The organism is Clostridiales bacterium, assembly GCA_017569285.1.
GTDB lineage: Bacteria > Bacillota > Clostridia > Christensenellales > Aristaeellaceae > Aristaeella.
Window position 1 is genome coordinate 1,565,362 of the sequence record CP069419.1, and the last position, 26,108, is coordinate 1,591,469.

Consider the following 26,108-nt stretch of genomic DNA (forward strand, 5'->3'; position numbering starts at 1 on the left):
TCCTTCCTTACAGCTGGCTGACAAACAGCGCCCGGATGGCGTTCAGCACGGCGATGATCATCACGCCCACATCGGCGAAGATCGCCAGTCCCATGTTGGCAATTCCCAGTGCGCCCAGGATCAGGCAGACCGCCTTCACCCCGATGGCAAACACGATATTCTCATACACAATCCGCATGCACTTGCGGGAAATCCGGATTGCCTTGGCAATCTTCAGGGGATTGTCGTCCATCAGCACGATATCCGCCGCCTCAATCGCCGCGTCCGATCCCATGGCGCCCATGGCAATGCCCAGGTCCGCCCGGCTCAGCACCGGCGCGTCGTTGATCCCGTCCCCTGCAAATGCCAGGATTTCACGTCCCTGCTTTTCCGCCAGCAGCGCTTCCACCCGTTCCACCTTATCTCCGGGCAGCAGCTCGCTGTATACCCGGTCGATTTCCAGGCGCGCGGCCGTTTCCTCCGCCACGGCTTTCCGGTCCCCGGTCAGCATGACCGTCTGGCGGACGCCGGCGTTCTTCAACGCCTGCACGGCTTCCTTCGCCGCCGGCTTCTCAACATCGGAAATCACAATATGTCCGGCGTATTCCCCGTCAATCGCCATATGGACGATCGTTCCGGTCCGGTGGCAGTCGCGGTAGGCAATGCCCAGCCGGTCCATCAGCCGTCCGTTGCCGGCGGCAACTTCCTTCCCGTCAATCCGCACTACCACACCGTTCCCGCTGATCTCCTCCACGTCGCTCACGCGGCTCAGGTCCAGTTCCTTCCCGTGCGCCTTCCGGATACTCACCGCAATCGGGTGGGAGGACGCGGATTCCGCCAGCGCGGCATATTCCAGCAGTTCTTCCTCTTCCATCGGGCTGTGGTGGATCGCCGCCACCTCAAACTCGCCCTTGGTCAGCGTGCCGGTTTTGTCAAACACCATCACGCCTGTCCGGGCCAGCTCCTCCAGGTAGTTCGATCCCTTCACCAGGATACCGGCTTTCCCGGCGCCGCCGATTCCGGCGAAAAAGCTCAGCGGAATGCTGATCACCAGCGCGCACGGGCAGCTGATCACCAGGAACGTCAGCGCCCGGTAAATCCAGTCGCCCCATTCCGGATCCAGTCCCATAAACAGGCCGCGCACCGCCGGCGGCAGGACCGCCAGCGCCAGCGCGCCGAATACCACGGCCGGCGTATAGTACTTCGCGAACCGGGAGATAAAGTTCTCCGAGCGGGACTTCCGGGAGCTCGCGTTTTCCACCAGGTCCAGGATCTTCGATACCGTGCTCTCGCCGAATTCCCGGGTCGTGCGGATCTTCAGTACACCGCTCATATTCACACAGCCGCTGACAACCTCGTCGCCCGGCTGCACATCCCGCGGCAGGCTTTCGCCGGTCAGGGCGCTGGTGTTCAGGGTCGCGGAGCCCTCTTCCACGATACCGTCAATCGGGATCTTTTCCCCAGGCTGCACCACGATCTGGGTGCCGGTCTCCACCTCATCCGGATCCACGCGGGTCAGCTGGCCGTCCGCCATTACGTTCGCGTAGTCCGGCCGGATGTTCATCATCTCGCTGATGTTCCGACGGCTCTTGCCCACGGCATAGCTCTGGAACAGCTCGCCGATCTGGTAGAACAGCATCACCGCCACGGCTTCCACATAGTCCCCGGTCTTCGCCAGCCCGATCGCCAGCGCGCCAACGGTTGCCACCGCCATCAGGAAATTCTCGTCAAACACCTGGCGGTTCAGGATTCCCTTCCCCGCCTTCTTCAGGATATCGTATCCCACCGTCAGGTAAGGAACCAGGTACATTAGGAACAGCGGAATTCCCTGCAGCGGCCCGTCCTCCGGCACAAAATGCAGCGCGATCAGCATCGCGGCTGCCGCCAGGATCCGGATCAGCATCTTCTTTTGCTTCTTCGTCATGGGATATCCCCTTCTTTCTGTTCCTGTTTCCGGTTTTACAGGTAAATCTCGCAGTCGTCCTCCACCTTTTTGCAGCGGGCCAGCACGTCCTGCATGACTGTTTCGGGTTCCGCACCCTCCTCAAAGACAACGATCATCTTCTGGGTCATGAAATTGACCGTAACCTCCCGGATACCGGGTGCCTTCTTTGCGGCTTCCTCCATCTTGTTGGCGCAGTTGGCGCAGTCGACTTCGATTTTGTAGGTCTTCTTCATGTCCTGGGCACTCCTTTGCTTCATCAATTAAACGATTGTTTAATCGTTTAATCAGATATTACACCCTGATTCCGGATTTGTCAATGCCTGAAATTGAACAAAAAAATAACCGGAAGCTCCGGCCTGCCTTGCCGAAATCCCCGGTTGATTTTATAATTCACTCAGCGGCATCCGGTGCCGGACGGTTCACTGCCGGAAGCAGTTCCCGCAGGCGGCTGATCACTGTTTCATCCGCCGGCAGCCAGCGGACGTCATCCAGCCGGTCCCGGTCCAGCCACGCGGCATCCTCGTGCTCCTTCAGCACCAGGCTTCCGCGGATCACCCGGCAGGTAAAGCACTGCATGGAGAGATGGAACTCCGGGTAGTCATATTCCACCCGGGCAAACGGGGCTTCCACGGCGATCTCCGTATCCAGTTCCTCCCGGATTTCCCGTTCCAGCGCTTCCTCCGCGGTTTCCCCGGGTTCAATCTTGCCTCCCGGGAATTCCCAGTAGTCCTTGTAGGCGCCGTATCCCCGCTGGGTGGCAAACACCTTCCCGTCCCGGAGGATTACCGCCGCAGCCACACTGACCGTTTTCATCTTCATCACCCGGATCTATCATACGCGGATTTCCGCCCCGGTTCAAGCGCGGTTTCCGTTTTCCTGAAAGGAGACTTTCCCGTGAACAGTTCGGATTACATTTCCCTCTCCCCTTCCACCATGCTGAATCCCACCCCGGTGGTGCTGGTCAGCTGCGCGGATAAAGAAAACCCGGAAAACCGGGACATGGTCACGGCCGCCTGGGCCGGTACGGTCAACTCCGAACCGCCGATGGTGTCCGTCAGCCTGCGGAAGGAGCGTTATTCCCACGGGCTCATTGAATCCTCCGGGGAGTTTGTGGTCAACCTGCCCGATGAAGCCATGTGCAAAGCCGTGGATTTCTGCGGCGTCCGCAGCGGCCGTGATACCGACAAGAGCCGGGAAACCGGCCTGCGGTACATCCCGGCGGAAAACCTGGAAACCGCCCCCGCCGTGGACGGTGCACCCGTCAGCCTCAGCTGCCGGGTCAGGCAGGTCATCCCGCTGGGCAGCCATGATATGTTCCTGGGTGAGGTCGTAGCCGTCCGGGTCCGGAAGGACCTGGTGGACGAAAAGGGCAGCCTGCACCTGGAAAAGGCGCACCTGATCGTCTACAGCCACGGGCTGTACCAGAAGCTGGGGGATGTCATGGGCTTTTTCGGCTGGTCTGTTGCCCGGGAGGAAGTCCGGAAAAAGCGGATGGCGCAGTACCGGTAAACACCGCAAAAGGGAGCGGCAGGTGCCGCTCCCTTTTGGATTGCGCTCCGTGTTTTTCTCCGGCAGCTTCGCCTTTTCATAATGAACGGGAAAAATACAGGATTCCAGGGCAAAAGCATGTATAATCATTCCTTGAAATACGATTCGGGGCAGTGGAGAGCCCGGAGGAAGCATGAAAGAGTTTTTGAAGAGAAAGAACATTGAAATTTCCCTGAAACGGTACGGGATCGACGCGCTGGGCGCCATGGCGCAGGGCCTGTTCTGTTCCCTGCTCATCGGCACGATCATCGACACGGTCGGCAAGCAGTTCGGGATTCCGTTCCTGACGCAGACGGTTGCCACCCTCAAATCCGGCAGCAATACAGTCAATTACACGGTTGGCGGTCTCGCCTCCGCCATGAGCGGCCCGGCCATGGCCATTGCCATCGGCTATGCGCTCAAGTGCCCGCCGCTGGCCCTGTTTTCCCTGGCCGCGGTCGGTTTTGCAGCCAACATCCTGGGCGGTGCCGGCGGCCCGCTGGCCGTTCTCTTTATCGCGATTATCGCCGCTGAATTCGGCAAAGCGGTTTCCAAAGAAACCAAAGTGGATATCCTGGTCACACCCCTGGTCACCATCGCGGTCGGCGTATTCCTGTCCTGGCTGATCGCCCCGCCGCTTGGCCGGGCGGCGATGTCTGTCGGTGAGCTCATCAAATGGGCCACCGAGCTCCAGCCCTTCCTGATGGGGATCCTCGTATCGGTCATCGTCGGTATTGCGCTGACGCTTCCGATTTCCTCCGCCGCGATCTGCGCCGCGCTCGGCCTCACCGGCCTGGCCGGCGGAGCTGCCGTCGCGGGCTGCTGCGCGCAGATGATCGGCTTCGCCGTCATCTCCTTCCGGGAAAACAAGGTCGGCGGCCTGGTCTCCCAGGGCCTTGGTACCTCCATGCTGCAGATGCCCAATATCATCAAAAATCCACGGATCTGGATTGCCCCCACCCTGGCCTCGGCAATCACCGGCCCCATTGCGACCTGCATTTTCCGCATGGAAATGAACGGCGCCGCCATCTCCTCCGGGATGGGTACCTGCGGTATGGTCGGCCCGCTGGGGGTTTATACCGGCTGGGTCAATGATATCGCGGCCGGCACAAAGGCAGCCATCACCGGAACCGACTGGCTGGGTCTTGCCCTCGTCTGCATCGTCCTGCCCGCAGTCCTGTCCCTGCTGATCCATCTGGCCGTCCGCCGCTTCGGCTGGGTCAAGGACGGCGATATGAAAATTTAACCCGAATGAAAACCGGGCCTTCCCGATCAGGGAAGGCCCGGTTTTATCATGCTGTTTTTTTGCCTTCAGGCTTCATTCTTTGCGGTCTCCCGGATGATTCCGCCGCCCAGGCACACGTCCCCGCTGTACAGCACCGCGCTCTGCCCGGGCGTCACCGCCCGCTGCGGGATCATGGAGCGGATCACCAGCACGCCGTTTTCCAGCGTGACCTCGGCGTCCTGTTCCGGCTGCCGGTAGCGGTACTTCACACCGCACCGGAGCGTCTCCCCCTCGCGCAGCGGCGGTTCCCCGACCCAGGTCACATCCTCCGCGGTACACACATCGCTGTACAGCATCGGATGATCCTCGCCCTGGGCGACCAGCAGGCGGTTTTTCTTCAGGTCCTTGCCGATCACGAACCAGCTCCGCCCGTCTCCGCGGCCGCCGATACCGAGCCCCCGGCGCTGGCCGAGCGTATAGTACATCAGGCCGTCATGCCGGCCGACCACTTCCCCGTCCGGGGAAACCATATCCCCGGGCTGGGCCGGCAGGTATTCCGACAGGAATTTCTTGAAATTCCGTTCCCCGATAAAGCAGACCCCGGTGGAATCCTTCTTTTCGCTGACCGGCAGTCCGTTCTCCGCGGCAATCCGGCGCACTTCCGCCTTGGTCATGCCGCCTACGGGAAACATGGACTTCTTCAGCTGCTCCGCGTGCACCATGTACAGGAAATAGCTCTGGTCCTTGTTCGGGTCCACGCCCTTCAGCAGGTGTCCTTCGCCGTCGGTCCGCACAAAGTGGCCTGTAGCCATCCGGGAAGCCCCGAGGCCCATCGCGAAATCCAGGAAAGCCTTGAACTTGATTTCCCGGTTGCACAGCACATCCGGGTTCGGGGTACGCCCCGCTTTGTATTCCTTCAGGAAATAGGAGAACACACGGTCCCAGTATTCCTTTGCGAAATTGACACTGTAACACGGAATGCCGATGCCGTCGCACACGTCCCGTACGTCCCGCCAGTCGGCCTCGGCGGTGCATACGCCGTTTTCATCCTGTTCCTCCCAGTTCTTCATGAAAACGCCCACGACATCATAGCCCTGCTCCTTCAGAAGCAGGGCCGCAACGGAGGAATCCACACCTCCGCTCATTCCGACAACAATCCGTTCGCTCAATCCTCCGCCTCCGTCAGCCGGGCAAGTACTTTCCCGGCAATCTCCGCGGCAATCGCATCCCGGTCGCCTTCCGCGTTCACCACGGCAAAGCGTTCCGGATCCTGTTCAATCAGCTGATGGTATCCGTCTTCCACGCGCGCGTGGAAGCTCTCCGGTTCGGTCTCCAGCCGGTCCGGCTCAGTCGCCGCACAGCGTCGCGCCATCGCCTTCCGGTGGTCAATATCCAGGTAAACTGTCAGGTCCGGCAGGGTGCCGTCCACCGCCGGCGCGTTGATCGCCAGCACCTGCTCCACACCCAGCATCCGCCCGCCGCCCTGGTAAGCTGCGGAGGAATCCAGGTACCGGTCGCACAGGACCACGCGTCCCGCGGCCGTCTGGGGCCGGATGACCTCGCGTACATGCTGTGCGCGGGCCGCTGCGTACAGCAGCGCTTCCGTCACATCCGTCATGGCGGCGTTTTCCCGGTCCAGCAGGATCTCCCGGATCTTTTCGCCGATCGGGCTTCCGCCGGGTTCCCTTGTCCGGTACACTTCAAATCCGTACCGGTCCAGGGTATCCGCCAGCCGTTCCAGCTGGGTGCCCTTGCCGCTTCCGTCCGGGCCTTCCATGGACAGGAACGCTCCGCGGACCGGCTCCGTTCCGGAGCACAGGATCTCCGCAATCTCCCGTGGGGTATGCGCGATGCGTTCCGCCCCGGAGGAAACCAACTCCTCCTCGCTGCCGTATCCGTAGGTTACTCCCAGTGTATGGATGCCGGCTTTCACGCCGCCTTCCATATCGAATTTCCGGTCACCGACAATCCAGGCTTCTGCCGCGTCTTCCGGCAGCGCCTTCCGGATCAGGAGTTCCTTTTCCGCCTTGTTGTCCGCCGCGCAGACAACGGTTTCCATCCATTTCCGGAGGCCGAAATGCTCCAGGATCCGGCCGGTCGGCCCCTCAGGCTTCCCGGTAACAACGCCGGTATGGATACCGGCCTTCTTCAGCATCCGCAGCACATAACGGATACCCGGATACACGCGGTTTTCAAACAGGCCCACGGTATTGTACCGTTCCCGGTAAACCTCCTGTGCCCGGAGGGCCGCTTCCGGATCCAGCCCCAGGTATTCCTGGAAGGACCACACCAGCGGCGGCCCGATAAACTTCCGCAGCGTATCCCCGTCCGGCACGGGCAGGTTCATCCGCTCCGCGGCATACCGGGCGCTGTTGCAGATTCCTTCCTCGGACTGTGTCAGCGTTCCGTCCAGGTCAAAAAGGACCCAAGTGCCTTGCTTCATACCATTCCTCATCCGCCGCCGGCGGTCATCTCAGGGTCAGGCTTCGACGCGGATCACGTTCTCCACCTGGCAGATTTCCGGATTCAGGGCTTTCACCACACGCTGCACGGCTTTTTCCGGCGCGATGTGCGTAATCACAATCAGGGTGGCCTTTCCGCCCGGGGCGGCGCCCTTCTGCATCATGGCGGAAACAGAGATGCCCTCTCCCGCCAGCAGGCCTGTCACTTCAGCCAGCACGCCGGGAGCGTCCTTGGCTTTCATGCGGATAAAGTATTTGCTCTGCCAGTCATCAGCTACCGGCTTCGGGTTGTCCTGCAGGTACGGCATCGGATGCACCGCATTCTGCGCAGCCTGAATGATGTCGCCCACGATGGCGCTGGCCGTCGGCGCGTCGCCGGCGCCCCGGCCTTCCAGCATCATGTCCTTGAAGGAGTGGCCGTACAGGTATACCGCGTTCAGGGAACCGTCCACACGGGCCAGCGGATGGTCCGCCGGCAGGAACACCGGGTGGACCCGGGCTTCAATGGTATCGCCGTTGTCCTTGCCGATCGCCAGCAGCTTCAGCACATAGCCCATTTCCCGGCCGAAGGCGATATCCTCGGCGGACACCTTCGTGATGCCCTCCCGGTATACGTTCTCCACCTTCACCCGGCTGTGGAAAGCCAGGGAGCCCAGGATGCTCAGCTTATAGGCCGCGTCGAAGCCCTCGACATCCGCCGTGGGATCGGGCTCGGCCAGGCCCAGCCGCTGCGCGTCCTTCAGCACGTCCTCATATTCGGCGCCTTCCGCCGCCATCCGGGTCAGGATGTAGTTGGTTGTGCCGTTCACAATCCCCATGATCTGTTCAATATGGTTTGCGATCAGCGGGCTCTGGATTGCGTTGATGATCGGGATCGCGCCGCCGACACTGGCTTCGTAGTACAGCCCCGCGCCGGTCTTCTTCGCCATGGCGCGCAGCTCGTCAAAGTGCAGGCACAGCGCCATCTTATTGGCGGTCACCACGGATTTCCCGTTTTCCAGCGCGCGCAGCATCATGGAGGCTGCCGGCTGTTCGCCGCCGAGGAACTCACAGACGATCTGGATCTCCGGATCCTCCAGGATATCATTCTTGTCCGTGGTCAGCACCTCGTCCGGAACATCCTTGCCGCCGTGGAAGCGCTTGTCCAGCACCAGGGCCTTTTTCACGCGCAGCGGCACGCCCGTCCGGGTTTCCACCTCGCTGCCGAATGTCCGGATCAGGTCCCAGACACCTCCGCCGATATTCCCCAGTCCGAGCAGTCCCAGCACAACCTCTTTCATTGTCATTTTCCCCCTTCAGTTGAATTCCGTTCATAAATCAGGCGCAGGCCTTTCAGGGTCAGCAGTCCGTCCAGCTTGTCGATCACGTTGCTCTCCTCCGCAATCATCAGGGCCATACCGCCCGTCGCCACGACGTACGCTTCCTTGCCAAGCTCCTGTTTGATCTTTCGCACGATATTCCGCACCAGGCCGACATAGCCGTAGAACATACCGCTCTGCAGGTTGGTCAGCGTTGTCTTCCCGATCACGTTCTCCGGCCGGGCCAGCTCAAACCGGGGCAGCTTTGCGGTGCCGGATACCAGCGCCTCGCTGCTCAGTTTGATGCCGGGGCAGATCGTACCGCCCAGGAACGCGCCGTCCGCGTCGATCACCCCGAAGGTTGTCGCTGTACCGAAATCGATGAAGATGCACGGCCCGCCATACTCATCGTATGCCGCCACCGCGTTCGCGATCCGGTCGCTGCCCAGCTCCCGGGGGTTTTCATAACGGATATTGATACCCGTTTTCACCCCGGGGGCCACAAACAGCGGCGCCTTGCCGAAGTAATTCTGCAGCATGTGGTCGATGGTGAAATTGATCGTCGGTACCACGCTCGATACCACGATGCCGTCCACCACGCTGGTCGGTACGCCTTCATGCGCAAACATGGAGGACAGCCGGACGCCGTATTCGTCGGAAGTGGATGTGGTGCTGGTGGACATCCGCCAGTACTTGTACATCTCTTTCCCGTCGAACAGCGCCGTCTTGATATTGGTGTTGCCGATATCCATGGTCAGGATCATCTGTCCGGACTCCTTTCCTCCATGTCGATGAACAGTTCTTGCTTACAGCATCCTCGCCTTGCGGAGTGCCGTGCCGACCGCGCCGGTCACAACGGCGGCCACCGCCATCTCTACCACGGCGTTGATGCCAACGGACGAAATGATGTACATCAGCACACCTTTCTCCGCAATCGATCCCGCCAGTTTCTCGGAAGTTCCGAAGAAAAGCACAAGCAGGCTCATAAAGAACAGGGTATTGAAGAACGCGGATGAGAAACCGGTCACCAGGCCCTTCACATACAGGGGCGCCCGCGTCCGGTCCATTGCCTTGTATACCAGCGCTGCCAGTACGCCGACCATTACCCGGGAAACAAACCGCTGGATAAACATCAGCACCGGGCTGATATTCACCAGTGCCGCGCCCAGCGCGCTGAATCCGAAAACGCCGAAGCACTGCAGGAAGCTGATCAGGCCGAACGCACCGCCGACGATCATACCGCCGGGAAGCCCCATCGCCATTGCCGCAACCGCAACCGGGATCATGTTGAACGTGATGCTCAGGCCGAACGGCATCGGGATGTTCACATAGGCAAGTACGATCAAAACCGCTACCAGCAGGGCCAGCAGCGTCATCCGGGAAACCTTGGTTCTTCTGACATTCTGAGACATGGTTTTTACCTCCGTTCAGGTTCCTTTCGGATACCCGTCGAAAAAAAATAGTATTTCCGCGTTCTTTTGCGTCCGGGGCTTTCGCTCCCGGCGCCGAACCTTGTGCGGATGTCCCTATTATACAGGTTTTTACCGGAATGTAAAGAAAACAGCCCCTGAAAAAACAGAGGCTGTCCCGTCTGAACCCTTGCTTATTCCGGATACACCATCGTATTCTCCGAGCAGTTCTCCAGTACCCGCAGGTACGCGGCGGCCTCACGCTTCGCTTCCGCCAGGTCATGCTCCAGGTAATTCCCGCATTCCCGCTTCGCTGCGCCGGGAATCGTTCCCTCAAACGCCGCGGAGAATGCGAACGCTTCGCGGATCAGCTCCAGTGCCTTTCCGGCCGGTACCGTGTCCCGCATCACGATGTAGAATCCCGTCCGGCAGCCCATCGGGCCGACGTACACGATCTCATCACTGCTTCCGGTGTTCCGCAGGTAAGTCGCCAGCAGGTGCTCCAGTGTATGCAGTCCTTTCTGGTCCAGGTAATCGCCGGCATTCGGCGTCTTCATGCGCAGGTCATAGGTAATGCAGTCGCCGTCGATCCGGGAGATATACATGCCCGGCGTCAGCGCGTCATGGTTGATCGAAAAAGAAGCAATCCGTTTCATCTTTGCCCGGCTCCCTCATTTGTTCTTACAGTCCGGCTTCCGCCGCCAGGATATTCCGGCACCGGCGCGTAACCGGCGCCGTCCCGGTATCCGTTGCGTTCTGGTTCAGCAGGAAGGTAATCCCGGATTCCGGCAGGTTCGCGAAATAGGTGCCCAGCCAGCCGTCCCATCCGTATTCGCCCGGCTCGGTGAAGCATCCGCAGGCGCCCGGCAGGTCGCATACCCGCATCAGGCATCCGTAATTGTATCCGCCCAGGCCGTCCCAGATGTCCCGCCGTACCTCCGGCCGCATCCTCGGCGACCGCATATAGCGCACCGATGCTTCGGACAGGATCCGTTCCCCGTGGTACTCGCCGCCGTTCAGCAGCATCGTCGCGAAAGCGGAGTAGTCCTGCAGGGTGGACACCAGCCCCGCCCCGCCGGATTCGAAAACCGGCAGCCGGTCATACCGGCCCACGGCCAGGTGCATTCCGCCAAAGGGCTCCAGACCGCCTTCCGTGCGCTTATAGCAGGTGACCAGCCGTTCCCGCTTCTCCTCCGGCACATAGAAATCCGTATCCGCCATGCCCAGGGGATCCAGCAGCTCATCCTTCAGGAACTGCCGGAAGGATTTTCCGGAAGCCGCCTCGATCACCGCACCGAGCACGTCCGCGCTGGTCCCGTACCGCCAGTGGGTGCCGGGTGCAAAAGCCAGCGGCTGTTTCCCGAGTTCGTTGCAGAATTCCACCGTACCCATCCCGCCGCCGGCGGCGATCTGGGCCTGTTCCTCTTCAAAAACACGCGCCGCGTACTGCCCGGCGGGATCCGCGTCCGGATAGCACAGTCCGGAGGTCATTCCCAGCAGTTCCAATACCCACGGTGCCCGGGGCGCCGGAACGATTTCTCCGTCCGGCCGGGCAATCCGGGGATTGCGGAACCCCGGCAGGTACAGATCCACGCCGGCCTGCAGGTCCAGCTGTCCCCGCTCCGCGAGGATCATCGCGGCCGCAGCCGTCACCGGCTTGGTCTGGCTGTACAGCCGGAAAATGGAATCCCGCCGGATCTTCTTTCCGCTTTCGATATCCGCATACCCGGCTTCCGCGTAGCAAAGCGGCTTCCCGTTCCGCAGCACCAGCAGGTTGAAGCCCGCGGCTTCCCGGTTTTCCACCGCCTGCTCCAGGCAGGCGGTCAGTTTTTCCTTCAGCGTCATGTACATTTTCCTCCGGTCATTCGGTAATCACGGCATAGAACAGCGGCGGCTTTTCCGCCGGTTCCGGACCGATCCGGATGGCCGCTTTGATTGCCGCTTCCGCCCGCGCCGCGTCCGCTTCATTCTTCGCGTGAAGCTCAACCAGGGGCGTATCCGCTTCCACCCTGTCGCCCAGGCGGACTTTCAGCACATAACCGACCGAGTAATCCAGCTGGTCTTCCATCGTTTCCCGTCCGGCGCCCATCGCCTGGGACGCAAGTCCCAGCGCTTCGGTATCCATTTTCTGCACATATCCGGCCTTTCCACATACCGCGGTACGGATTACCGCCGCCTGCGGCAGCAGCTTCACGTCATCGCATACCGCCGGATCGCCGCCCTGTGCCGCAATCATTTCCTTCAGCTTCTGCAGTCCGGCGCCGGAGGCAATCGCTTCCCGCATCCGCTCTTCGCCTTCCTCCGCGGTTTCCGTAATACCTGCCAGCTTCAGCATCCATCCGCCGATTCCCAGGGATACCTCCAGCAGGTCGCCGCTTGCCCGTCCGGCCAGGAGGTCGATGGCTTCCTTCACCTCCAGGGCATTCCCGACGTGGGTGCCCAGCGGCTGGCTCATATCCGTCACCAGTGCGACCATCGGCTTTCCGGCCAGTTTGCCGACCCGCACCATTCCCTCCGCCAGCGCCTTGCTGTCCTCCAGCGTATGCATAATCGCGCCGCTGCCGGTCTTGACGTCCAGCACGATCGCGTCCACACCGGACGCCAGCTTCTTGCTCATGATGGAGGAAATGATCAGCGGCAGGGAATCCACCGTGGACGTCACGTCCCGCAGTGCGTACAGCGTCTTGTCCGCCGGGGCCAGGTATCCCGACTGCGCCGCCACCACCAGGCCGATCTCATTCACCTGGCGGATAAACTGCTCCGTGCTCATCGCGACCTTCATTCCGGGAATGGATTCCAGCTTGTCCAGCGTGCCGCCGGTATGGCCCAGGCCCCGGCCGCTGATTTTGGCCACGGGCACGCCGCACGCTGCTGCCAGCGGTGTCAGCACCAGGGTGGTGGTATCGCCGACGCCGCCGGTGGAATGCTTGTCCACCTTGATACCCGGAATCGCGGACAGGTCCGCAACGTCTCCGGAATCACGCATTTCCAGCGTCAGGTCCGTTGTCTCCCGGTCGGTCATCCCGTTCAGGCGGATCGCCATCAGCAGGGCCGCCAGCTGGTAGTCCGGCACGGATTTCTCCGCTGCCGCCTTCGCGAAAAAGTGGATTTCTTCCCGGCTCAGTTCCCCATGCAGTTTTTTCTTCTCAATGATTTCCAGCATCGTCATAAGCCGTTCCTCCCGAAACAAAATGCCGCCGTCCCGGTCCGGGCAGCGGCGGCAGTTGCAATGCGGTTATTCTTCTTCGTCCTCGTCAGGCAGATCCGCGTTGTGATACACGTTCTGCACGTCGTCGCTCTCCTCCAGCAGGTCCAGCATCTTCTGGATCTTCTGGATGGTATCGGGATCCGTCACCTCAACGGTGTTCTGCGGAATCTTCTGCACCTCGGCGGACAGGAAGGAGAAGCCCTGCTTTTCCAGGTTCTCGCGGACCGTGCTGAAATCGGCCGGTGCGGTCAGGATTTCAAACACATCTTCTTCCACCTTCACGTCCTCGGCACCGGCGTCCAGGGCGATCATCATCATCTCGTCCTCATCGCTGCCGGGCTCGCGTTCCACAACCAGCACGCCGCGCTCGTCAAACATGAATCCGACGGAACCGGTGGTGCCCAGGTTGCCGCCGTACTTGGCGAAGCAGTGGCGCACATCGCTGGCCGTACGGTTCCGGTTGTCGGAAATCGTATCGACGATCACCGCCACGCCGCCGGGAGCATAACCTTCATAGGTGATCTCCTCGTACACAACGTTGCTCAGCTCGCCGCTGGCCTTCTTGATGGAGCGCTGGATATTATCGTTGGGCATGTTGTTGGCTTTCGCCTTGGCGATGATATCACGCAGTTTGCCGTTGGATTCCGGATTGGCGCCGCCTTCCCGGACCGCAATCGCGATTTCACGGCCGATCTTGGTGAAGATCGCGCCGCGCTGCGCGTCAGCCTTGCCCTTCTTTGCCTGAATATTATGCCACTTGGAATGACCGGACATCGTATCCCTCCCAGAAAAATGTACAGAATGCTTTAACTCAAGGATTATAGCATTGAAAAATCAACTGCGTCAAGCCTTCGGAGCATTTTCCAGCACCCGCCGCAGGTATTCCCCGGTAAAGGATCCCGGTGCCGCCGCCACCTGCTCCGGCGTTCCCTCGGCCACGACCGTGCCGCCGCCGTCGCCGCCCTCGGGTCCGAGGTCGATGATCCGGTCGGATACCTTGATCACGTCCAGGTTATGCTCAATCACCAGGACCGTGTTCCCGGCGTCGGTCAGCCGCTGCAGCACGTGCACCAGCCGGTCCACGTCCGCCATGTGCAGGCCGGTCGTCGGTTCATCCAGCAGGTAGATGGTCCGCCCCGTCGCCTTCCGGCTCAGCTCGGTCGCCAGCTTCACGCGCTGGGCCTCGCCGCCGGACAGCGTGGTGGATGCCTGCCCGAGCTTCATGTATCCCAGGCCAACATCGGCCAGCGTTTCCAGCTTCCGCTCAATCGCCGGATGGTTTTCGAAGAAGGCCAGCGCCTCCTCGATCGTCATGTCGAGTACTTCGCTGATATTCTTCCCCTGCCAGGTCACCTCCAGGGTTTCCCGGTTGTACCGCTGCCCGTGGCATACGTCGCAGGGCACGTACAGGTCCGGCAGGAAGTGCATCTCGATCTTCTTCATACCGTCGCCCTGGCAGGCCTCGCACCGGCCGCCCTTCACGTTGAAGGAGAACCGGTTCTCCCGGTATCCGCGGGCTTTGGCCTCCGGGCTCAGCGCAAACAGCTTCCGGATCTGGTCAAACAGGCCCGTATAGGTGGCAGGATTGCTCCGGGGCGTCCGCCCGATGGGGCTCTGGTCAATCATAATGATCTTGTCCAGCTTTTCCAGCCCGTCCATGCTGTCAAACGCGCCCGGACGGGTCTTCGCCCGGTTCAGCACACGGGCCAGGTGCTTGTACAGGATCTCATTCACCAGGCTGCTCTTTCCGCTGCCGCTCACGCCGGTCACGCAGGTCAGCACACCCAGGGGAATCTTCACGTCAATATGCTTCAGGTTATGCTCCGAAGCGCCGTACACGGTCAGGTACCCGGTGGGTTTCCGCCGCTTCTTCGGCACGGGAATGAACTTCCGGCCGCTCAGGTACTGCCCCGTCAGGCTGTCCGGGCTGGCTTTGATATCCTCCGCCGTACCCTCCGCTACGATGTAGCCGCCGTGGATGCCCGCCCCGGGGCCAACGTCCACAATCCAGTCCGCCGCCATCATGGTTTCCTCGTCGTGTTCCACCACGATCACGGTATTGCCGATATCCCGCATCCGCCGCAGCGTTGCGATCAGCTTTGCGTTGTCCCGCTGGTGCAGGCCGATGGACGGCTCGTCCAGGATGTACATCACACCCATCAGCGCGCTGCCGATCTGGGTAGCCAGGCGGATCCGCTGCGCTTCGCCGCCGGACAGCGTCCCCGCGCCGCGGCTCAGTGTCAGGTAGCCCAGTCCCACGTCGCCCAGGAATCCCAGCCGGGCATCGATCTCCTTCAGGATCTGCGCTGCGATCACCTGGCTGCTGCCTTCCAGCTTCAGCTCCCGGAAGAACTTCCGCGCTTCCGTAATGCTCATGTCGCTGACCTCAGGCAGACTCTTCCCGCCCACGGTCACCGCCCGCGCTTCCGGCTTCAGCCGCTGCCCGCGGCATTCCGGGCAAGTCTCCTCGGCCATGTATTCCTCATAAGCCTGCTTCATCGCTTCGGAGGTGGTCTCGCGGTACCGCCGCTCCAGCGTCGGAATCACACCCTCAAAGGATGTGGTATACTCGCTCATTCCCCGGACGCCCTCATAGGTAATCCGGATCTTTTCATCCCCGGTGCCATAGAGGATGGCGTTCATGCCTTCCTCGTTGATGTCGCCCACGGGGGTATCCATCGTAAAGCCGTACTTCTGGCCCATCGCCGCGAAGTACTGTGCGGCAATTCCGTTGTCCTCACCGGTATTGAAGCCCATCGCGGTCAGCGCGCCCTCCCGCAGGCTCAGCCGGTCATCCGGGAAAATCGCGTCCTTGCTGATCTTCATGCGGATACCGAGGCCGCTGCACGCCGGGCAGGCACCAAACGGGCTGTTGAAGGAGAACATCCGCGGCGCCAGCTCCTCGATGGAAACACCGCAGTCCGGGCAGGCATAATTCATGCTGTACAGGGTTTCCCCTTCGCCGATCCGGTCGATGATCACCAGCCCCGCGCTCTTCGCGGAAGCCGTCTCGATATCCTCCGCCAGCCGCTGGGTGAATTCCTTGCCCTCGCGGCGGATCAGTCGGTCCACCACGATCTCGATCGTGTGCTTCTTCTTTTTGTCCAGCTCCGGCGTATCTTCCAGGTCGTACATGGTGCCGTCGATCCGCACGCGCACATAACCGCTTTTCCGGGCGTTCGCGAGGATATCCCGGTGCTCGCCCTTCCGGGCGCGTACCAGCGGCGCCAGCACCTGCATCCGGGTGCCCTCCGGTGCGGCGCATACCGCGTCCACAATCTCGTCCACGCTCTGCTTTCGGATTTCCCGGCCGCAGTTCGGGCAGTGGGGCACGCCGGTCCGCGCCCACAGCAGGCGCAGGTAATCATGGATTTCCGTCACCGTGCCCACGGTGGACCGGGGATTCCGTCCGGTCGTCTTCTGATCAATGGAAATCGCCGGGCTCAGTCCGTCGATAGTATCCACATCCGGCTTGTCCATCTGTCCCAGGAACTGCCGGGCATAGCTGCTCAGGCTTTCCACATAGCGGCGCTGGCCTTCCGCGTAGATCGTATCAAAAGCAAGGGAGCTTTTGCCGCTTCCGCTCAGGCCGGTGATCACCGTCAGCTTGTCCCGGGGGATTTTTACAGATATGTTCTTGAGGTTATGCTCTCGCGCGCCCCGTATTTCCAAGTATTCGTTCATGCTTCCTTATCCTGCTGCTTCCTGGCCCGTTCGTTCGTATCGATCGTGCCACGGTACACCACAAATTTCTGGTACAGAAACTCGGTAACGAAATTGATCAGCATCGTACCGATCTGGACCACATAGTTGTTCACCAGCGGTTCGCCGGAAGCGGCCGCACCGGTAAACGGGTTCTCGCCGGTCAGCGCTGCTGTCCACCAGGTGCTCAGCGGAGTAAACACCAGGTAGAACAGGCCGACCAGCAGCATGCTCCGTTTGATATCCGCGTCGCTGCGGAAAGTGTACTTCCGGTTGAAGGTAAAGTTCCACAGCACGCTCAGGATCAGGGAAACCAGATAGCTCAGCCAAGGCGCCCAGTGCAGTACCTCGTACATCAGCGTGTACGTGACGATCTGGATAATCCCGGCTGACGCGCTGAACAGCGTAAATTTCAGTGCCTGCCATGCCTCGTGCTTTCCGTTGCCCATTGCCCGCCCCCCTGTTCTGTCCGTTACTGTTCGCTCATCACCAGCCGGAGTGCCGGTTCGGCGTTCATGTTCAGCCCGGCGGTTTCCCCCCGCCGCAGCTGGTAATATGCCGCGCTTCCGATCATCGCTCCGTTGTCCGTGCACAGCTTGATTTCCGGCATATACAGCCGTACACCCAGCTCATCACACATTGCCTGTGCCATCCGCCGCAGCTCCCGGTTGGCGGATACGCCGCCCGCAAGCGCCATACCGCCCGCGGCAGTTTCTGGCCGTTCGCGGATCAGGATCCGCGCCTTGTCGGTCAGTTCCCTGCAGACCGCCCGGCGGAATGACGCCGCCAGGTCTGCCCGGGGCAGCGGTTCTCCCCGCTGTTCAATCCCGTGCACCGTGTTGATGAACGCGGTCTTCAGTCCGCTGAAGCTGTAATCATACCGTCCCGCGGTCTTCGGTTCCGGAAGGCGGAACGCCTCCGGATCTCCCTCCTCGGCCAGCGCGTCAATCCTTGGGCCGCCGGGATACGGCAGGCCGAGCGCGCGGGCCGCCTTGTCAAACGCTTCGCCCGCCGCGTCATCCGCCGTCTGCCCCAGCAGCCGGTATACGCCGTAATCCCGGACCTCCACCAGGTGGCTGTGCCCGCCGGAAACCACCAGGCACAGGAATGGGGGTTCCAGGTCCGGATTCGTCAGGTAGTTTGCGCTCACATGGCCTTCGATATGGTTCACGCCGATCAGCGGCTTTCCCGCCGCGAAGGCCAGTCCCTTCATGCAGTTGACACCGGTCAGCAGTGCGCCGACCAGTCCGGGGCCTTTGGTGACCGCCAGCGCGTCCACATCCGCCAGTTCCATGCCGGCCGCGCGCAGCGCCTCATCCACCACCCGGTCGCATGCTTCCATGTGCGCCCGGCTCGCGATCTCCGGCACGACGCCGCCGTACAGCTCGTGCAGGTCGATCTGGCTGAACACGATATTGCTCAGGATTTTGCGTCCATCCTCAATCACCGCCGCGGCAGTCTCGTCGCAGCTGGTTTCCAGCGCCAGGATCCGGACGCCCTTCTTGTCCCGCAGTGCCTCCGCCTGCCGGCGGGAGGCCTCCTCATAGGTCATGGTTTTTGCTCCTTGTTTCTGGTCCGGTATATTCCGGCCCGGGCCGCGGCTTCCAGCAGGATTGGCATGGCCAGTGCCCGCATGGCGCCCCGGATACCCAGGCGGATAAAGAAATCCAGCGGCATCAGGCGGATCAGCAGGTCCGTCTGCGGATTCAGCAGCCATCCGCCGTTGGGGAATGCCGCCTTGTGAAAGGTGACAAACAGGCCGGTAAAGTCTGCCAGCGCCCAGATCAGCAGTGCGGCAAGCACGCCGCCCATGATCCGCAGTCCGGTCAGGATACCCCGGCAGAACCGTTCCCGGTTTCCGCGCAGCAGCACGGCGGCGGTCAGCACCAGCGCCGACACACCTGCCAGGATCATCACCGTCCGGTCCAGGGATATCAGTGCCCGGCAGTCCGCCATGTGCGCTGCCTCATAGTCATGGAAGCACGGGGCATTCTGCCCCGCGCTGTCCGTAACTGTATATTGGAATTCCGCAATCCGGCCGGTCAGGTATCCGGTGGTCATGTCCACAATTCCCGGATATTCCGCCGCGGCCAGCCCGGTCGTTTCCGGCGGCGCGCACTGCATCATTTCCGCTTCCATCAGATGGCCGTCCCCGGCAATCTGCAGGATGACGGCGGTAATCCAGAACATGATCCAGAGAATGGCTGCGGCTGCACCGATGGCTTTGGAATACTTCTTCACGCTGCCTCCTGTGGCGCCTTGCGATCGCCGTTACCCATTCCTGCTTCGCTTACGACTCGCAGCAATGGACGGCTGTAGCATGCGAAGCACGTTACGCGCTGAAGCGCGTGTGCTTCTGCATCATTGCATCTTCAGGTACGCTGTCACGAAACCTTCCAGGTTGCCGTTCATGACGTCGTCAATGTTGCCGGATTCGTAGTTCGTCCGGTGGTCCTTCACCATCGTGTAGGGCTGGAAGACGTAGGAGCGGATCTGGCTGCCCCATTCAATCTTCTTCATCTCGCCCTTGATGTCCGCCATCTGCTGTTCCTTTTCCCGCTCACGCAGTTCCAGCAGCTTGGCTTTCAGCATTTTCAGACAGGTCGCGCGGTTCTGAACCTGGTCGCGCTCCGTCTGGCAGGCCACCACGATACCCGTGGGGAAGTGCGTCATCCGGACGGCGGAACTGGTCTTGTTGACGTTCTGTCCGCCGGCGCCGCTGGAGTGGTAGGTATCCACCCGCACGTCCTTCATGTCAATCTTGATCTCGTCGCCGTCATCCTCGAGCATCGGCGCAACATCCAGGCTGGAGAAGCTGGTGTGCCGCCGGGCGTTCGCGTCGAAAGGACTGATGCGCACCAGCCGGTGCACGCCCTTTTCTCCGCGCAGGTAGCCGTAGGCATGGTCGCCGCTTACCTCGAACGTCACGCTCTTGATGCCGGCTTCATCGCCGTCCAGCAGGTCCAGCAGCTTCACCTCGAAGCCCATCCGCTCGCAATACCGGGTATACATCCGGTACAGCATCTGCGTCCAGTCCTGCGCTTCCGTTCCGCCGGCGCCGGCGTGCAGGCTCAGCACCGCGTCGCTGTCGTCATAGTCGCCCCGCATCAGGGTTTCCAGCTCCAGCGCATCCGACTGTTCCTTCAGCTTTTCCAGTTCCTCGCCGACCTCGCGCACCATATCCTCGTCATTTTCTTCCTTCGCCAGTTCCATCATGGTGTCGATGTCATCAGCGGTGGAGAGCAGGTGCTCATAATGATTCAGTTTGTTTTTCAGATGGCCCAGCTTCTGGTTCACCTTGGTGGACCGTTCCGTATCATTCCAGAATTCCGGCTGGTTCATTTCCTCGGTCAGCTCGTCGATCTGCTCCCGCATATGGTCGATATGCAGTGCCTCGCCGGCCGCCAGGATGCTCTTCCGGATTCCGTTGATGTCCTGGGCGTATTGTTCCAGTTCAATCATGGTTATTTCTCCTTTGTTTGGGTCCCCTGCGTCAGTTTTCCGCAGTCAGTCAATTACGTCCGTTTCATTCACCAACCGCACTCTATTGCTGTTCCTTCAGCATGCAGCAGTTCTTGTACTTCTTGCCGCTTCCGCAGGGGCACGGATCGTTCCGTCCCACCTTCTGGCCGGGCTTCACACGCCGCGGCTGCCGGGGGCCGTCTCCCGCCATGCGGGCCTCCACCGGTTTCGCCGTCTGCACCCGTTCCGGTGTCACCTGCACCTTGGTCTGGTAAACCCGGCGCACCGTGTCCTCCCGGATCAGGTGGTTCAGCTCCTCGAACATGTGGGTGGCTTCAATCTGGTATTCCGTCACGGGATTCTTGCCGCTGTAAGCCCGGAAGCCGATGCCGTCCCGCAGCTGGTCCATGGCGTCAATATGGTCCATCCAGCGGGTATCCACGCTGCGGAGCAGCATCACGCGCTCCACCTCGCGCATATCCACATGGATCTCATCCAGCATTTTTTCCCGCTCTTCGTAGAACGTGCGGGCGTCCTGCTTCAGCTCCGCAATGAATTCATCCCGTTTGCCTTCTTCAGCCAGGGAGCGGAGCTGCTCCAGGGTACCATGGTGGTTGCACAGGTTTTCCAGGTAATTGGTGGCTTCCTTCCATTCCCAGTCGTCGGGATCCTCGCCGTTCATCCAGCGGCCCATGGCAAAGTCGATCACATGGTCTGCCATCCGCATGATGCTGTCCTTGACGTTTTCGCCCATCAGCACGCGGCGGCGCTGTCCGTAAATCACTTCGCGCTGGCGGTTCATCACGTTGTCGTATTCCAGCACGTGTTTCCGGGTCTCGAAGTTGCGTCCTTCAATCCGCTTCTGGGCGCTTTCAATCTGCTTGGTCAGCAGGCCCGCCGTCAGCGGCTCATCGTCCTTCAGTCCCAGCCGGTCCACCATCGTGCCGATCCGTTCGCTGCCGAACAGACGCATCAGGTCGTCCTCCAGGCTGATGAAGAACTGGGTGGAGCCGGGGTCGCCCTGCCGGCCGGAGCGGCCGCGCAGTTGGTTGTCAATCCGGCGGCTTTCATGGCGCTCCGTACCGATGATGTGCAGGCCGCCGGCCTGCAGAACACGGTCATGCTCCACGTCGGTTTCCATTTTGAACTTCCGGTACAGATCCTGGAAGCGTTTCCGGGCGTCCAGCACCTCAGCGCTGACATGCTCGTTATGCCCGACGGCTTCCTCGATGATTTCCTCCTCGAAGCCCTCCTGCTTCATCGCCTTCCGGGCCATGAATTCCGGGTTGCCGCCCAGCACGATGTCGGTACCGCGGCCGGCCATGTTGGTCGCGATCGTCACGGCATCCCAGCGGCCGGCCTGCGCCACGATTTCCGCTTCACGGGCATGGTTCTTGGCGTTCAGCACTTCATGGGCAATTCCCTTTTTCCGCAGCATGTCGCTCAGCAGCTCACTGACCTCCACGCTGATCGTACCCACCAGGATCGGCTGGTGCGTCGCGTGATGCTCCGCGATGGATGCGAGGACCGCCTGGTACTTCGCGTTCTTGTTTTTGTAAACAACGTCCTCGAGGTCCTTCCGGATCGTCGGCTTGTTGGTGGGGATTTCCACAACGTCCAGCGCGTAGATGCCCTGGAATTCGCCCTCTTCCGTCTTGGCCGTACCGGTCATACCGGACAGCTTATTGTACATGCGGAAATAGTTCTGGAATGTGATCGTGGCCAGCGTCTTGCTTTCGCGCTCCACCTTCACATGTTCCTTCGCTTCGATGGCCTGGTGCAGGCCTTCGGAATACCGCCGGCCGATCATCAGGCGGCCGGTGAACTCATCCACGATGATGACCTGGCCGTTCTGCACCACGTAGTCCACATCGCGCTTCATCAGGGTATGCGCCCGCAGCGCGCAGTTCACATGGTGGTTCAGTTCGCTGTTTTCCGGATCGTTCAGGTTCTCAATGCCGAAAGCCGCTTCCACCTTCTGGGCGCCTTCGTCCGTCAGGGTCACTGCTTTCTTCTTCTCGTCCACCTCATAGTGGGTCTCCGCCCGCATGGTCTTCACCACGGCATCCACACGGTCGTACAGCTCGGTGCTCTTCTCGCCCTGGCCGGAGATGATCAGCGGTGTCCGCGCCTCATCGATCAGGATGGAGTCCACCTCGTCCACGATGGCAAAGGCATGTCCCCGCTGCACCAGATCACCCTGCCGGATCACCATGTTATCCCGCAGGTAGTCAAATCCCAGCTCGTTGTTGGTTCCGTAGGTGATGTCGCAGGCATACGCCGCGCGGCGTTCTTCCGGTTCCAGGTCATGCACGATCAGGCCGACCGTCAGTCCCAGGAAGCGGTGCACCTTACCCATCCACTCGCTGTCGCGGCGGGCCAGGTAGTCGTTCACGGTCACGATATGCACGCCTTCACCCCGGAGAGCGTTCAGGTACGCCGGCATGGTGGCCACCAGTGTTTTGCCTTCACCGGTTTTCATTTCGGCGATCCGGCCCTGGTGCAGCACAACGCCGCCCAGCACCTGCACGCGGAACGGCCGCATGCCCAGCACCCGGTCCGCGGCCTCCCGCACGGTGGCAAACGCTTCCGGCAGGATATCATCTTCAGTTTCACCGTTCCGCAGCCGTTCGCGGAACTCTTCCGTCTTTGCCTGCAGCTGTTCGTCGGTCAGTGCGCGGTACTCCTCCTCCAGCGCCATCACCTCATCCACAGGCTTTTTCAGTTTCTTCAACTGGGCATCATTTCCGGCTCCCAGCATCTTCTTCAGAAAGTCCAGCATCGGTGTACTCCTCACGTTCGCTTTGTCCGCAGCAAAAAAACGGACATATATAGACAAATTATTATACCACCCCAACCCCCTGCCCGCAACCACAAAACATCCGGATGCCCGCTGCCTGCCGTCGGGACAAAAAAGTCCGGAACCCGTATCGGGTTCCGGACCCTTTGTCTTCAGTTCAGGGAATCAGCCCTTCTTTGCCCTGCGGCGGTGGGCGGCTTCCGCTGTCTGCACGGCGGTATCCGCGGCGTCCTTCAGGGCTTCGCCGGCATCCTCCGCCGCTTCCCCGGCAGCTTCCTTCACGTCGTCAGCCGCTTCTTCCACGGTCTCTGCGGCCGCTTCCGCTGCCTGCTCCGCGTCTTCCTTCTTCTCGGAATACAACCGGCGCAGCGTTTCCGCCATCGGAGCTGCTTCATCCGAGATATCCGCCTTCTCCTCTGCGGGAGCCGGTGTTTCTTCCGGAGCGGCTGCCGTTTCCGCCTCTTCCTGCGGTTTATCCTCGTCCGTACCGCTGCGGATCTCGTTTCTCCGTCCGCGCTTCGGTGTGGCGCTGTAGTCGCGGTACAGGCCGCCGTCCAGGTGGTCCATCGCCTTGTTGGACTGGCTCTTGCTGATCGCCCGGCGCACCGCGCCGATCAGCAGCAGGATGGCCAGCACACCGGCCACAGCCGCCAGGATCCATTTCGCTGAATCCGCGATGCCTTCCGCCTGGCTGATCCAGGTGGGTTCCGCGGTTGCCGGGGGATAGGTGACCTGCACCGGGGCCGGCGGGGTAATCACCGGGGTCGCCGTCGGTTCCGGCGTCGGCGGTGCGTGTTTGATCGGAATCGCATTGCTCGGGAAGCTCAGGGTCTGGCCCAGCTGGTCATTCACCCGCGCCTCAAACTGGAATGTACCCTTGTCGCTGATCAGCACGTCCCGGGTAAAGGTTTTGCTCTCCCGCGGGGCAATGGAAGCGAATGTATACAGCCGCGTATTCACCGCGTACACCGCGATATTGCTGACGTCCATCGTGCTGTCATTGGTCACGGTCACCGTGAAACGAACCTGTGCGGGAATCGTGTAAACGTTGTCCCGGTCCGCTTCTGCGGTCACTTTCAGCGCGATCTGCTGGGTGGGATCGGTGGCAATCACCTTCACCTGGCCGGTCGCGGTTTCCACCGCCTGGCCTTTTTCGTCTTCGCCCTTCACGGTAAACAGCAGGTCCTGCGTCTCCGTGATGGTCAGGTCCTTTTCCAGCGTCAGGGACTGTCCCTTCGGAACCGTCACATCTTCAAACACGGTCCCCAGTTTCTCATCCGTCACAACGACGTTCTTGTAATCGGTGGAGCCGGAGTTCTTCAGCTTCAGGGTCAGTTTAACCACATCACCCGGTGCACCGCCCTTTTTGTCGGCGGTCAGCGTGGCGCTCAGGTTGATCTTGCCGTATTTGATGGTGGCGCTGTCCACCTTGCTGGTATAGCTCTTGCCGCCGGCCTTGTAGGAAACGGTGGCTGCGCTGGTCAGGTCCTTCTTGCCCATCTTGACGGTGAAAACATGCTTCGCGGTTTCACCGGCCTTGATGCTTCCGATGGAGGCGTTGTCCTTCGCAATCGAGGAGTTCTCCTTGATGGTGACGGAGGAAACATCCGCAGAGCCTTTGTTGGTGATTTCATAAATCACGCTGACTTCCTGTCCGTCTGAGGCCGTCTGCGGGATGATGGAACGCTTCACTTCCAGTTCCGGTTCCGCGCCGGAATAATGGATATGCCGGGTGATGCCGGCAGCGTAGGATTTCAGTTCGCCTTCTTCGTTATACACGGAATAGCGGACAATGAAGGTGATCTTGCCTTCGTCCAGTTCCTTCTGCGTCACGGACCAGGGACCGCTCCAGTTCTTGCTGGACCCGACAGTCAGTGTGGGAGAGCCGAACTCATCCACCTGCTTCCCGCTGGGATAGTACAGGGTTACCGGTCCGGGGAGATCGCTTTCACCCGCGTTGCTCACCGTAATGGAAACCGTGATGGTTTTGGGCTCGGAGAAAGTGTCGTCGCTCAGTTCCATATTGAACTTCAGCGAATCGTTGGCCGCCAGCGCCGAACCCGTCACCAGAAGGATCAGCGCGATGCCAAGCGCCAGTACCAGCCACAGCCGTTTTCTGCTCATAATGTTTCGGAGCCCCCGCTCCTTCCTCCTTCCTCCGGTGGATGCCTCCGCCGGACCCGCTATGAATTTACGGTTACAGGATGTCTATGATATTTTACCGGCTAAGCCATGCCATGTCAAGCTTTCGGCTCCTCTTCGGCGAAATCCGCCGGCGGAATCTCCCCTTCCGGCGGAGCGGGCTCCGCAAACGAATCCGCCCAGGCCGGTTCCATTTCGTCCATCCGGATCTGCTCCACGGCCGGTTCCCGGACCGCGCTGCGCCTTGCCGCAGGCGCGTCCTGCGCCATGGACGGCGGCAGTTTCACCTTTTTCTTCTTCCCCAGTTTCTCCTGGGCAAAGCCGATGGTATCATCCCAGGAGAATGGCGTGCAGATCGTGGGAATCCGCAGCCACCAGGCCGGGGCATAGAAGAGAATCATGCATTTTTCAGGCCACAGCTGCACCCGGGCTACGTCCTTCCAGGCCAGGTCCCTGCGGGAAAGCATCAGCACCCGGGTATCCCCGCCCTCGGCCTGTTTCGCCGCCGCCGGGGATTTCATCCGCATCAGCAGTTTCAGCGGGGTCGGATCCGGCAGATAGCGGGTCTCATGGATTCCCCGGCTGTCCACCACAAAGTCGGACAGTTCCTTTCCCTGAAGCAGCAGGACGGCAAACACCGCCAGCAGGGCCGCTGCCAGCAGGATCAGCAGGGTCAGCGGGAAACCGGAAGTCATCATCCGCTCCACCGCGGCGATTCCTCCGCTCACCGCCTCCAGGACCAGCACCAGCACCAGGATAACCAGCGCCGCTGGCAGCAGCACGCGCATCACGCTGTTCCAGTACATCCAGTCCTTCACCGGCGTGCGTTCCACGCACCATGCGGCATGCGCGGCATTTTTCCCCAGCCGGGTTCCGCAGCGGGGGCAGATCTCCCCCGGCTCCACTTCCCGGCCGCATTTTTTGCAGTATGCTGTCAGTGCCATTCCCG

The 26,108-nt window shown here is 61.0% G+C and carries 22 protein-coding genes; 2 read left to right on the plus strand and 20 right to left on the minus strand.

Annotation, left to right across the window (positions count from 1 at the left end):
• Nucleotides 1–7: 7 nt before the first annotated feature.
• From cadA to JNO48_06765, 3 genes are all read right to left on the minus strand, one after another.
• Nucleotides 8–1,903 carry a cadmium-translocating P-type ATPase gene (cadA, locus tag JNO48_06755; protein QTE69587.1) on the minus strand — a complete coding sequence of 632 codons (1,896 nt, stop codon included), beginning with the start codon at nucleotides 1,901–1,903 and terminating at the stop codon, nucleotides 8–10.
• Between the two features lie 35 nt (nucleotides 1,904–1,938).
• A complete protein-coding gene (locus JNO48_06760) occupies nucleotides 1,939–2,157 on the minus strand; it encodes a cation transporter (GenBank protein QTE69588.1) in 219 nt (72 codons plus the stop codon).
• Nucleotides 2,158–2,314: 157 nt separating this feature from the next.
• Complete coding sequence (locus JNO48_06765) at nucleotides 2,315–2,737, minus strand: (deoxy)nucleoside triphosphate pyrophosphohydrolase (GenBank protein QTE69589.1); 423 nt, start codon at nucleotides 2,735–2,737, stop codon at nucleotides 2,315–2,317.
• A gap of 120 nt (nucleotides 2,738–2,857) precedes the next feature.
• Between JNO48_06765 and JNO48_06770 the strand changes: the two genes are divergently transcribed.
• Together JNO48_06770 and JNO48_06775 are read left to right on the plus strand one after the other, a co-directional pair.
• A complete protein-coding gene (locus JNO48_06770) occupies nucleotides 2,858–3,433 on the plus strand; it encodes a flavin reductase family protein (protein QTE69700.1) in 576 nt (191 codons plus the stop codon).
• Nucleotides 3,434–3,605: 172 nt separating this feature from the next.
• Nucleotides 3,606–4,697: a PTS sugar transporter subunit IIC gene (locus JNO48_06775; protein QTE69590.1), complete on the plus strand. Its 1,092-nt coding sequence runs from the start codon at nucleotides 3,606–3,608 to the stop codon at nucleotides 4,695–4,697.
• A gap of 65 nt (nucleotides 4,698–4,762) precedes the next feature.
• Here JNO48_06775 and mnmA read toward each other — a convergent pair whose 3' ends face one another.
• The 17 genes from mnmA to JNO48_06860 form a co-directional block, all read right to left on the minus strand.
• Nucleotides 4,763–5,821: a tRNA 2-thiouridine(34) synthase MnmA gene (gene mnmA / locus JNO48_06780; protein ID QTE69701.1), complete on the minus strand. Its 1,059-nt coding sequence runs from the start codon at nucleotides 5,819–5,821 to the stop codon at nucleotides 4,763–4,765.
• Nucleotides 5,822–5,841: 20 nt separating this feature from the next.
• Nucleotides 5,842–7,119, minus strand: a complete 1,278-nt coding sequence (locus JNO48_06785) for a dTMP kinase (GenBank protein QTE69591.1) — start codon at nucleotides 7,117–7,119, stop codon at nucleotides 5,842–5,844.
• Between the two features lie 36 nt (nucleotides 7,120–7,155).
• On the minus strand, nucleotides 7,156–8,418 hold the full coding sequence (locus tag JNO48_06790; GenBank protein ID QTE69592.1) for a homoserine dehydrogenase: 1,263 nt from the start codon (nucleotides 8,416–8,418) through the stop codon (nucleotides 7,156–7,158).
• 2 nt (nucleotides 8,419–8,420) lie between these two features.
• Nucleotides 8,421–9,200: a type III pantothenate kinase gene (locus JNO48_06795; GenBank protein QTE69593.1), complete on the minus strand. Its 780-nt coding sequence runs from the start codon at nucleotides 9,198–9,200 to the stop codon at nucleotides 8,421–8,423.
• 42 nt (nucleotides 9,201–9,242) lie between these two features.
• Nucleotides 9,243–9,848, minus strand: a complete 606-nt coding sequence (locus JNO48_06800) for an ECF transporter S component (GenBank protein ID QTE69594.1) — start codon at nucleotides 9,846–9,848, stop codon at nucleotides 9,243–9,245.
• 191 nt (nucleotides 9,849–10,039) lie between these two features.
• The gene (locus tag JNO48_06805; GenBank protein ID QTE69595.1) at nucleotides 10,040–10,501 is read right to left on the minus strand and encodes an S-ribosylhomocysteine lyase; all 462 of its coding nucleotides are present in this window, start codon (nucleotides 10,499–10,501) and stop codon (nucleotides 10,040–10,042) included.
• 25 nt (nucleotides 10,502–10,526) lie between these two features.
• Nucleotides 10,527–11,696 carry a beta-lactamase family protein gene (locus JNO48_06810; protein QTE69596.1) on the minus strand — a complete coding sequence of 390 codons (1,170 nt, stop codon included), beginning with the start codon at nucleotides 11,694–11,696 and terminating at the stop codon, nucleotides 10,527–10,529.
• A gap of 10 nt (nucleotides 11,697–11,706) precedes the next feature.
• Nucleotides 11,707–13,014 carry a thymidine phosphorylase gene (locus JNO48_06815; protein ID QTE69597.1) on the minus strand — a complete coding sequence of 436 codons (1,308 nt, stop codon included), beginning with the start codon at nucleotides 13,012–13,014 and terminating at the stop codon, nucleotides 11,707–11,709.
• A 66-nt stretch (nucleotides 13,015–13,080) separates the two neighbouring features.
• Nucleotides 13,081–13,827, minus strand: coding sequence for a YebC/PmpR family DNA-binding transcriptional regulator (locus tag JNO48_06820; GenBank protein QTE69598.1), 747 nt, complete (start codon nucleotides 13,825–13,827; stop codon nucleotides 13,081–13,083).
• A 69-nt stretch (nucleotides 13,828–13,896) separates the two neighbouring features.
• Nucleotides 13,897–16,737, minus strand: coding sequence for an excinuclease ABC subunit UvrA (gene uvrA / locus JNO48_06825; protein QTE69599.1), 2,841 nt, complete (start codon nucleotides 16,735–16,737; stop codon nucleotides 13,897–13,899).
• Nucleotides 16,734–17,204: a GtrA family protein gene (locus tag JNO48_06830; GenBank protein QTE69600.1), complete on the minus strand. Its 471-nt coding sequence runs from the start codon at nucleotides 17,202–17,204 to the stop codon at nucleotides 16,734–16,736. Before JNO48_06830 ends, uvrA begins: the two co-directional genes overlap by 4 nt.
• Nucleotides 17,205–17,227: 23 nt before the next feature.
• Complete coding sequence (gene tsaD, locus JNO48_06835) at nucleotides 17,228–18,307, minus strand: tRNA (adenosine(37)-N6)-threonylcarbamoyltransferase complex transferase subunit TsaD (protein ID QTE69601.1); 1,080 nt, start codon at nucleotides 18,305–18,307, stop codon at nucleotides 17,228–17,230.
• Entirely contained in the window at nucleotides 18,304–18,996 is a 693-nt protein-coding gene (locus tag JNO48_06840) for a DUF1461 domain-containing protein (GenBank protein QTE69602.1), read from the minus strand. The genes tsaD and JNO48_06840 overlap by 4 nt, the downstream gene beginning before the upstream one ends.
• Nucleotides 18,997–19,116: 120 nt before the next feature.
• Nucleotides 19,117–20,217: a peptide chain release factor 2 gene (gene prfB / locus JNO48_06845; protein QTE69603.1), complete on the minus strand. Its 1,101-nt coding sequence runs from the start codon at nucleotides 20,215–20,217 to the stop codon at nucleotides 19,117–19,119.
• 82 nt (nucleotides 20,218–20,299) lie between these two features.
• Entirely contained in the window at nucleotides 20,300–22,999 is a 2,700-nt protein-coding gene (gene secA, locus JNO48_06850) for a preprotein translocase subunit SecA (protein ID QTE69604.1), read from the minus strand.
• Nucleotides 23,000–23,182: 183 nt separating this feature from the next.
• Nucleotides 23,183–25,141: a hypothetical protein gene (locus JNO48_06855; GenBank protein ID QTE69605.1), complete on the minus strand. Its 1,959-nt coding sequence runs from the start codon at nucleotides 25,139–25,141 to the stop codon at nucleotides 23,183–23,185.
• A gap of 116 nt (nucleotides 25,142–25,257) precedes the next feature.
• The gene (locus JNO48_06860) at nucleotides 25,258–26,103 is read right to left on the minus strand and encodes a zinc ribbon domain-containing protein (protein QTE69606.1); all 846 of its coding nucleotides are present in this window, start codon (nucleotides 26,101–26,103) and stop codon (nucleotides 25,258–25,260) included.
• Nucleotides 26,104–26,108: the final 5 nt, after the last annotated feature.

Coding starts and splice junctions, on each gene's coding strand:
- secA (QTE69604.1), bottom strand. CDS start 22,999: ATGCTGGACTTTCTGAAGAAGATGCTGGGAGCCGGAAATGATGCCCAG.
- mnmA (QTE69701.1), bottom strand. CDS start 5,821: ATGAGCGGAGGTGTGGATTCCTCCGTTGCGGCCCTGCTTCTGAAGGAG.
- JNO48_06805 (QTE69595.1), bottom strand. CDS start 10,501: ATGAAACGGATTGCTTCTTTTTCGATCAACCATGACGCGCTGACGCCG.
- JNO48_06810 (QTE69596.1), bottom strand. CDS start 11,696: ATGTACATGACGCTGAAGGAAAAACTGACCGCCTGCCTGGAGCAGGCG.
- JNO48_06820 (QTE69598.1), bottom strand. CDS start 13,827: ATGTCCGGTCATTCCAAGTGGCATAATATTCAGGCAAAGAAGGGCAAG.
- uvrA (QTE69599.1), bottom strand. CDS start 16,737: ATGAACGAATACTTGGAAATACGGGGCGCGCGAGAGCATAACCTCAAG.
- JNO48_06785 (QTE69591.1), bottom strand. CDS start 7,119: ATGAAGCAAGGCACTTGGGTCCTTTTTGACCTGGACGGAACGCTGACA.
- cadA (QTE69587.1), bottom strand. CDS start 1,903: ATGACGAAGAAGCAAAAGAAGATGCTGATCCGGATCCTGGCGGCAGCC.
- JNO48_06800 (QTE69594.1), bottom strand. CDS start 9,848: ATGTCTCAGAATGTCAGAAGAACCAAGGTTTCCCGGATGACGCTGCTG.
- JNO48_06795 (QTE69593.1), bottom strand. CDS start 9,200: ATGATCCTGACCATGGATATCGGCAACACCAATATCAAGACGGCGCTG.
- JNO48_06815 (QTE69597.1), bottom strand. CDS start 13,014: ATGACGATGCTGGAAATCATTGAGAAGAAAAAACTGCATGGGGAACTG.
- tsaD (QTE69601.1), bottom strand. CDS start 18,307: ATGACCTATGAGGAGGCCTCCCGCCGGCAGGCGGAGGCACTGCGGGAC.
- JNO48_06765 (QTE69589.1), bottom strand. CDS start 2,737: ATGAAAACGGTCAGTGTGGCTGCGGCGGTAATCCTCCGGGACGGGAAG.
- JNO48_06770 (QTE69700.1), top strand. CDS start 2,858: ATGCTGAATCCCACCCCGGTGGTGCTGGTCAGCTGCGCGGATAAAGAA.
- JNO48_06790 (QTE69592.1), bottom strand. CDS start 8,418: ATGAAAGAGGTTGTGCTGGGACTGCTCGGACTGGGGAATATCGGCGGA.
- JNO48_06860 (QTE69606.1), bottom strand. CDS start 26,103: ATGGCACTGACAGCATACTGCAAAAAATGCGGCCGGGAAGTGGAGCCG.
- JNO48_06830 (QTE69600.1), bottom strand. CDS start 17,204: ATGGGCAACGGAAAGCACGAGGCATGGCAGGCACTGAAATTTACGCTG.
- JNO48_06760 (QTE69588.1), bottom strand. CDS start 2,157: ATGAAGAAGACCTACAAAATCGAAGTCGACTGCGCCAACTGCGCCAAC.
- JNO48_06855 (QTE69605.1), bottom strand. CDS start 25,141: ATGAGCAGAAAACGGCTGTGGCTGGTACTGGCGCTTGGCATCGCGCTG.
- prfB (QTE69603.1), bottom strand. CDS start 20,217: ATGATTGAACTGGAACAATACGCCCAGGACATCAACGGAATCCGGAAG.
- JNO48_06775 (QTE69590.1), top strand. CDS start 3,606: ATGAAAGAGTTTTTGAAGAGAAAGAACATTGAAATTTCCCTGAAACGG.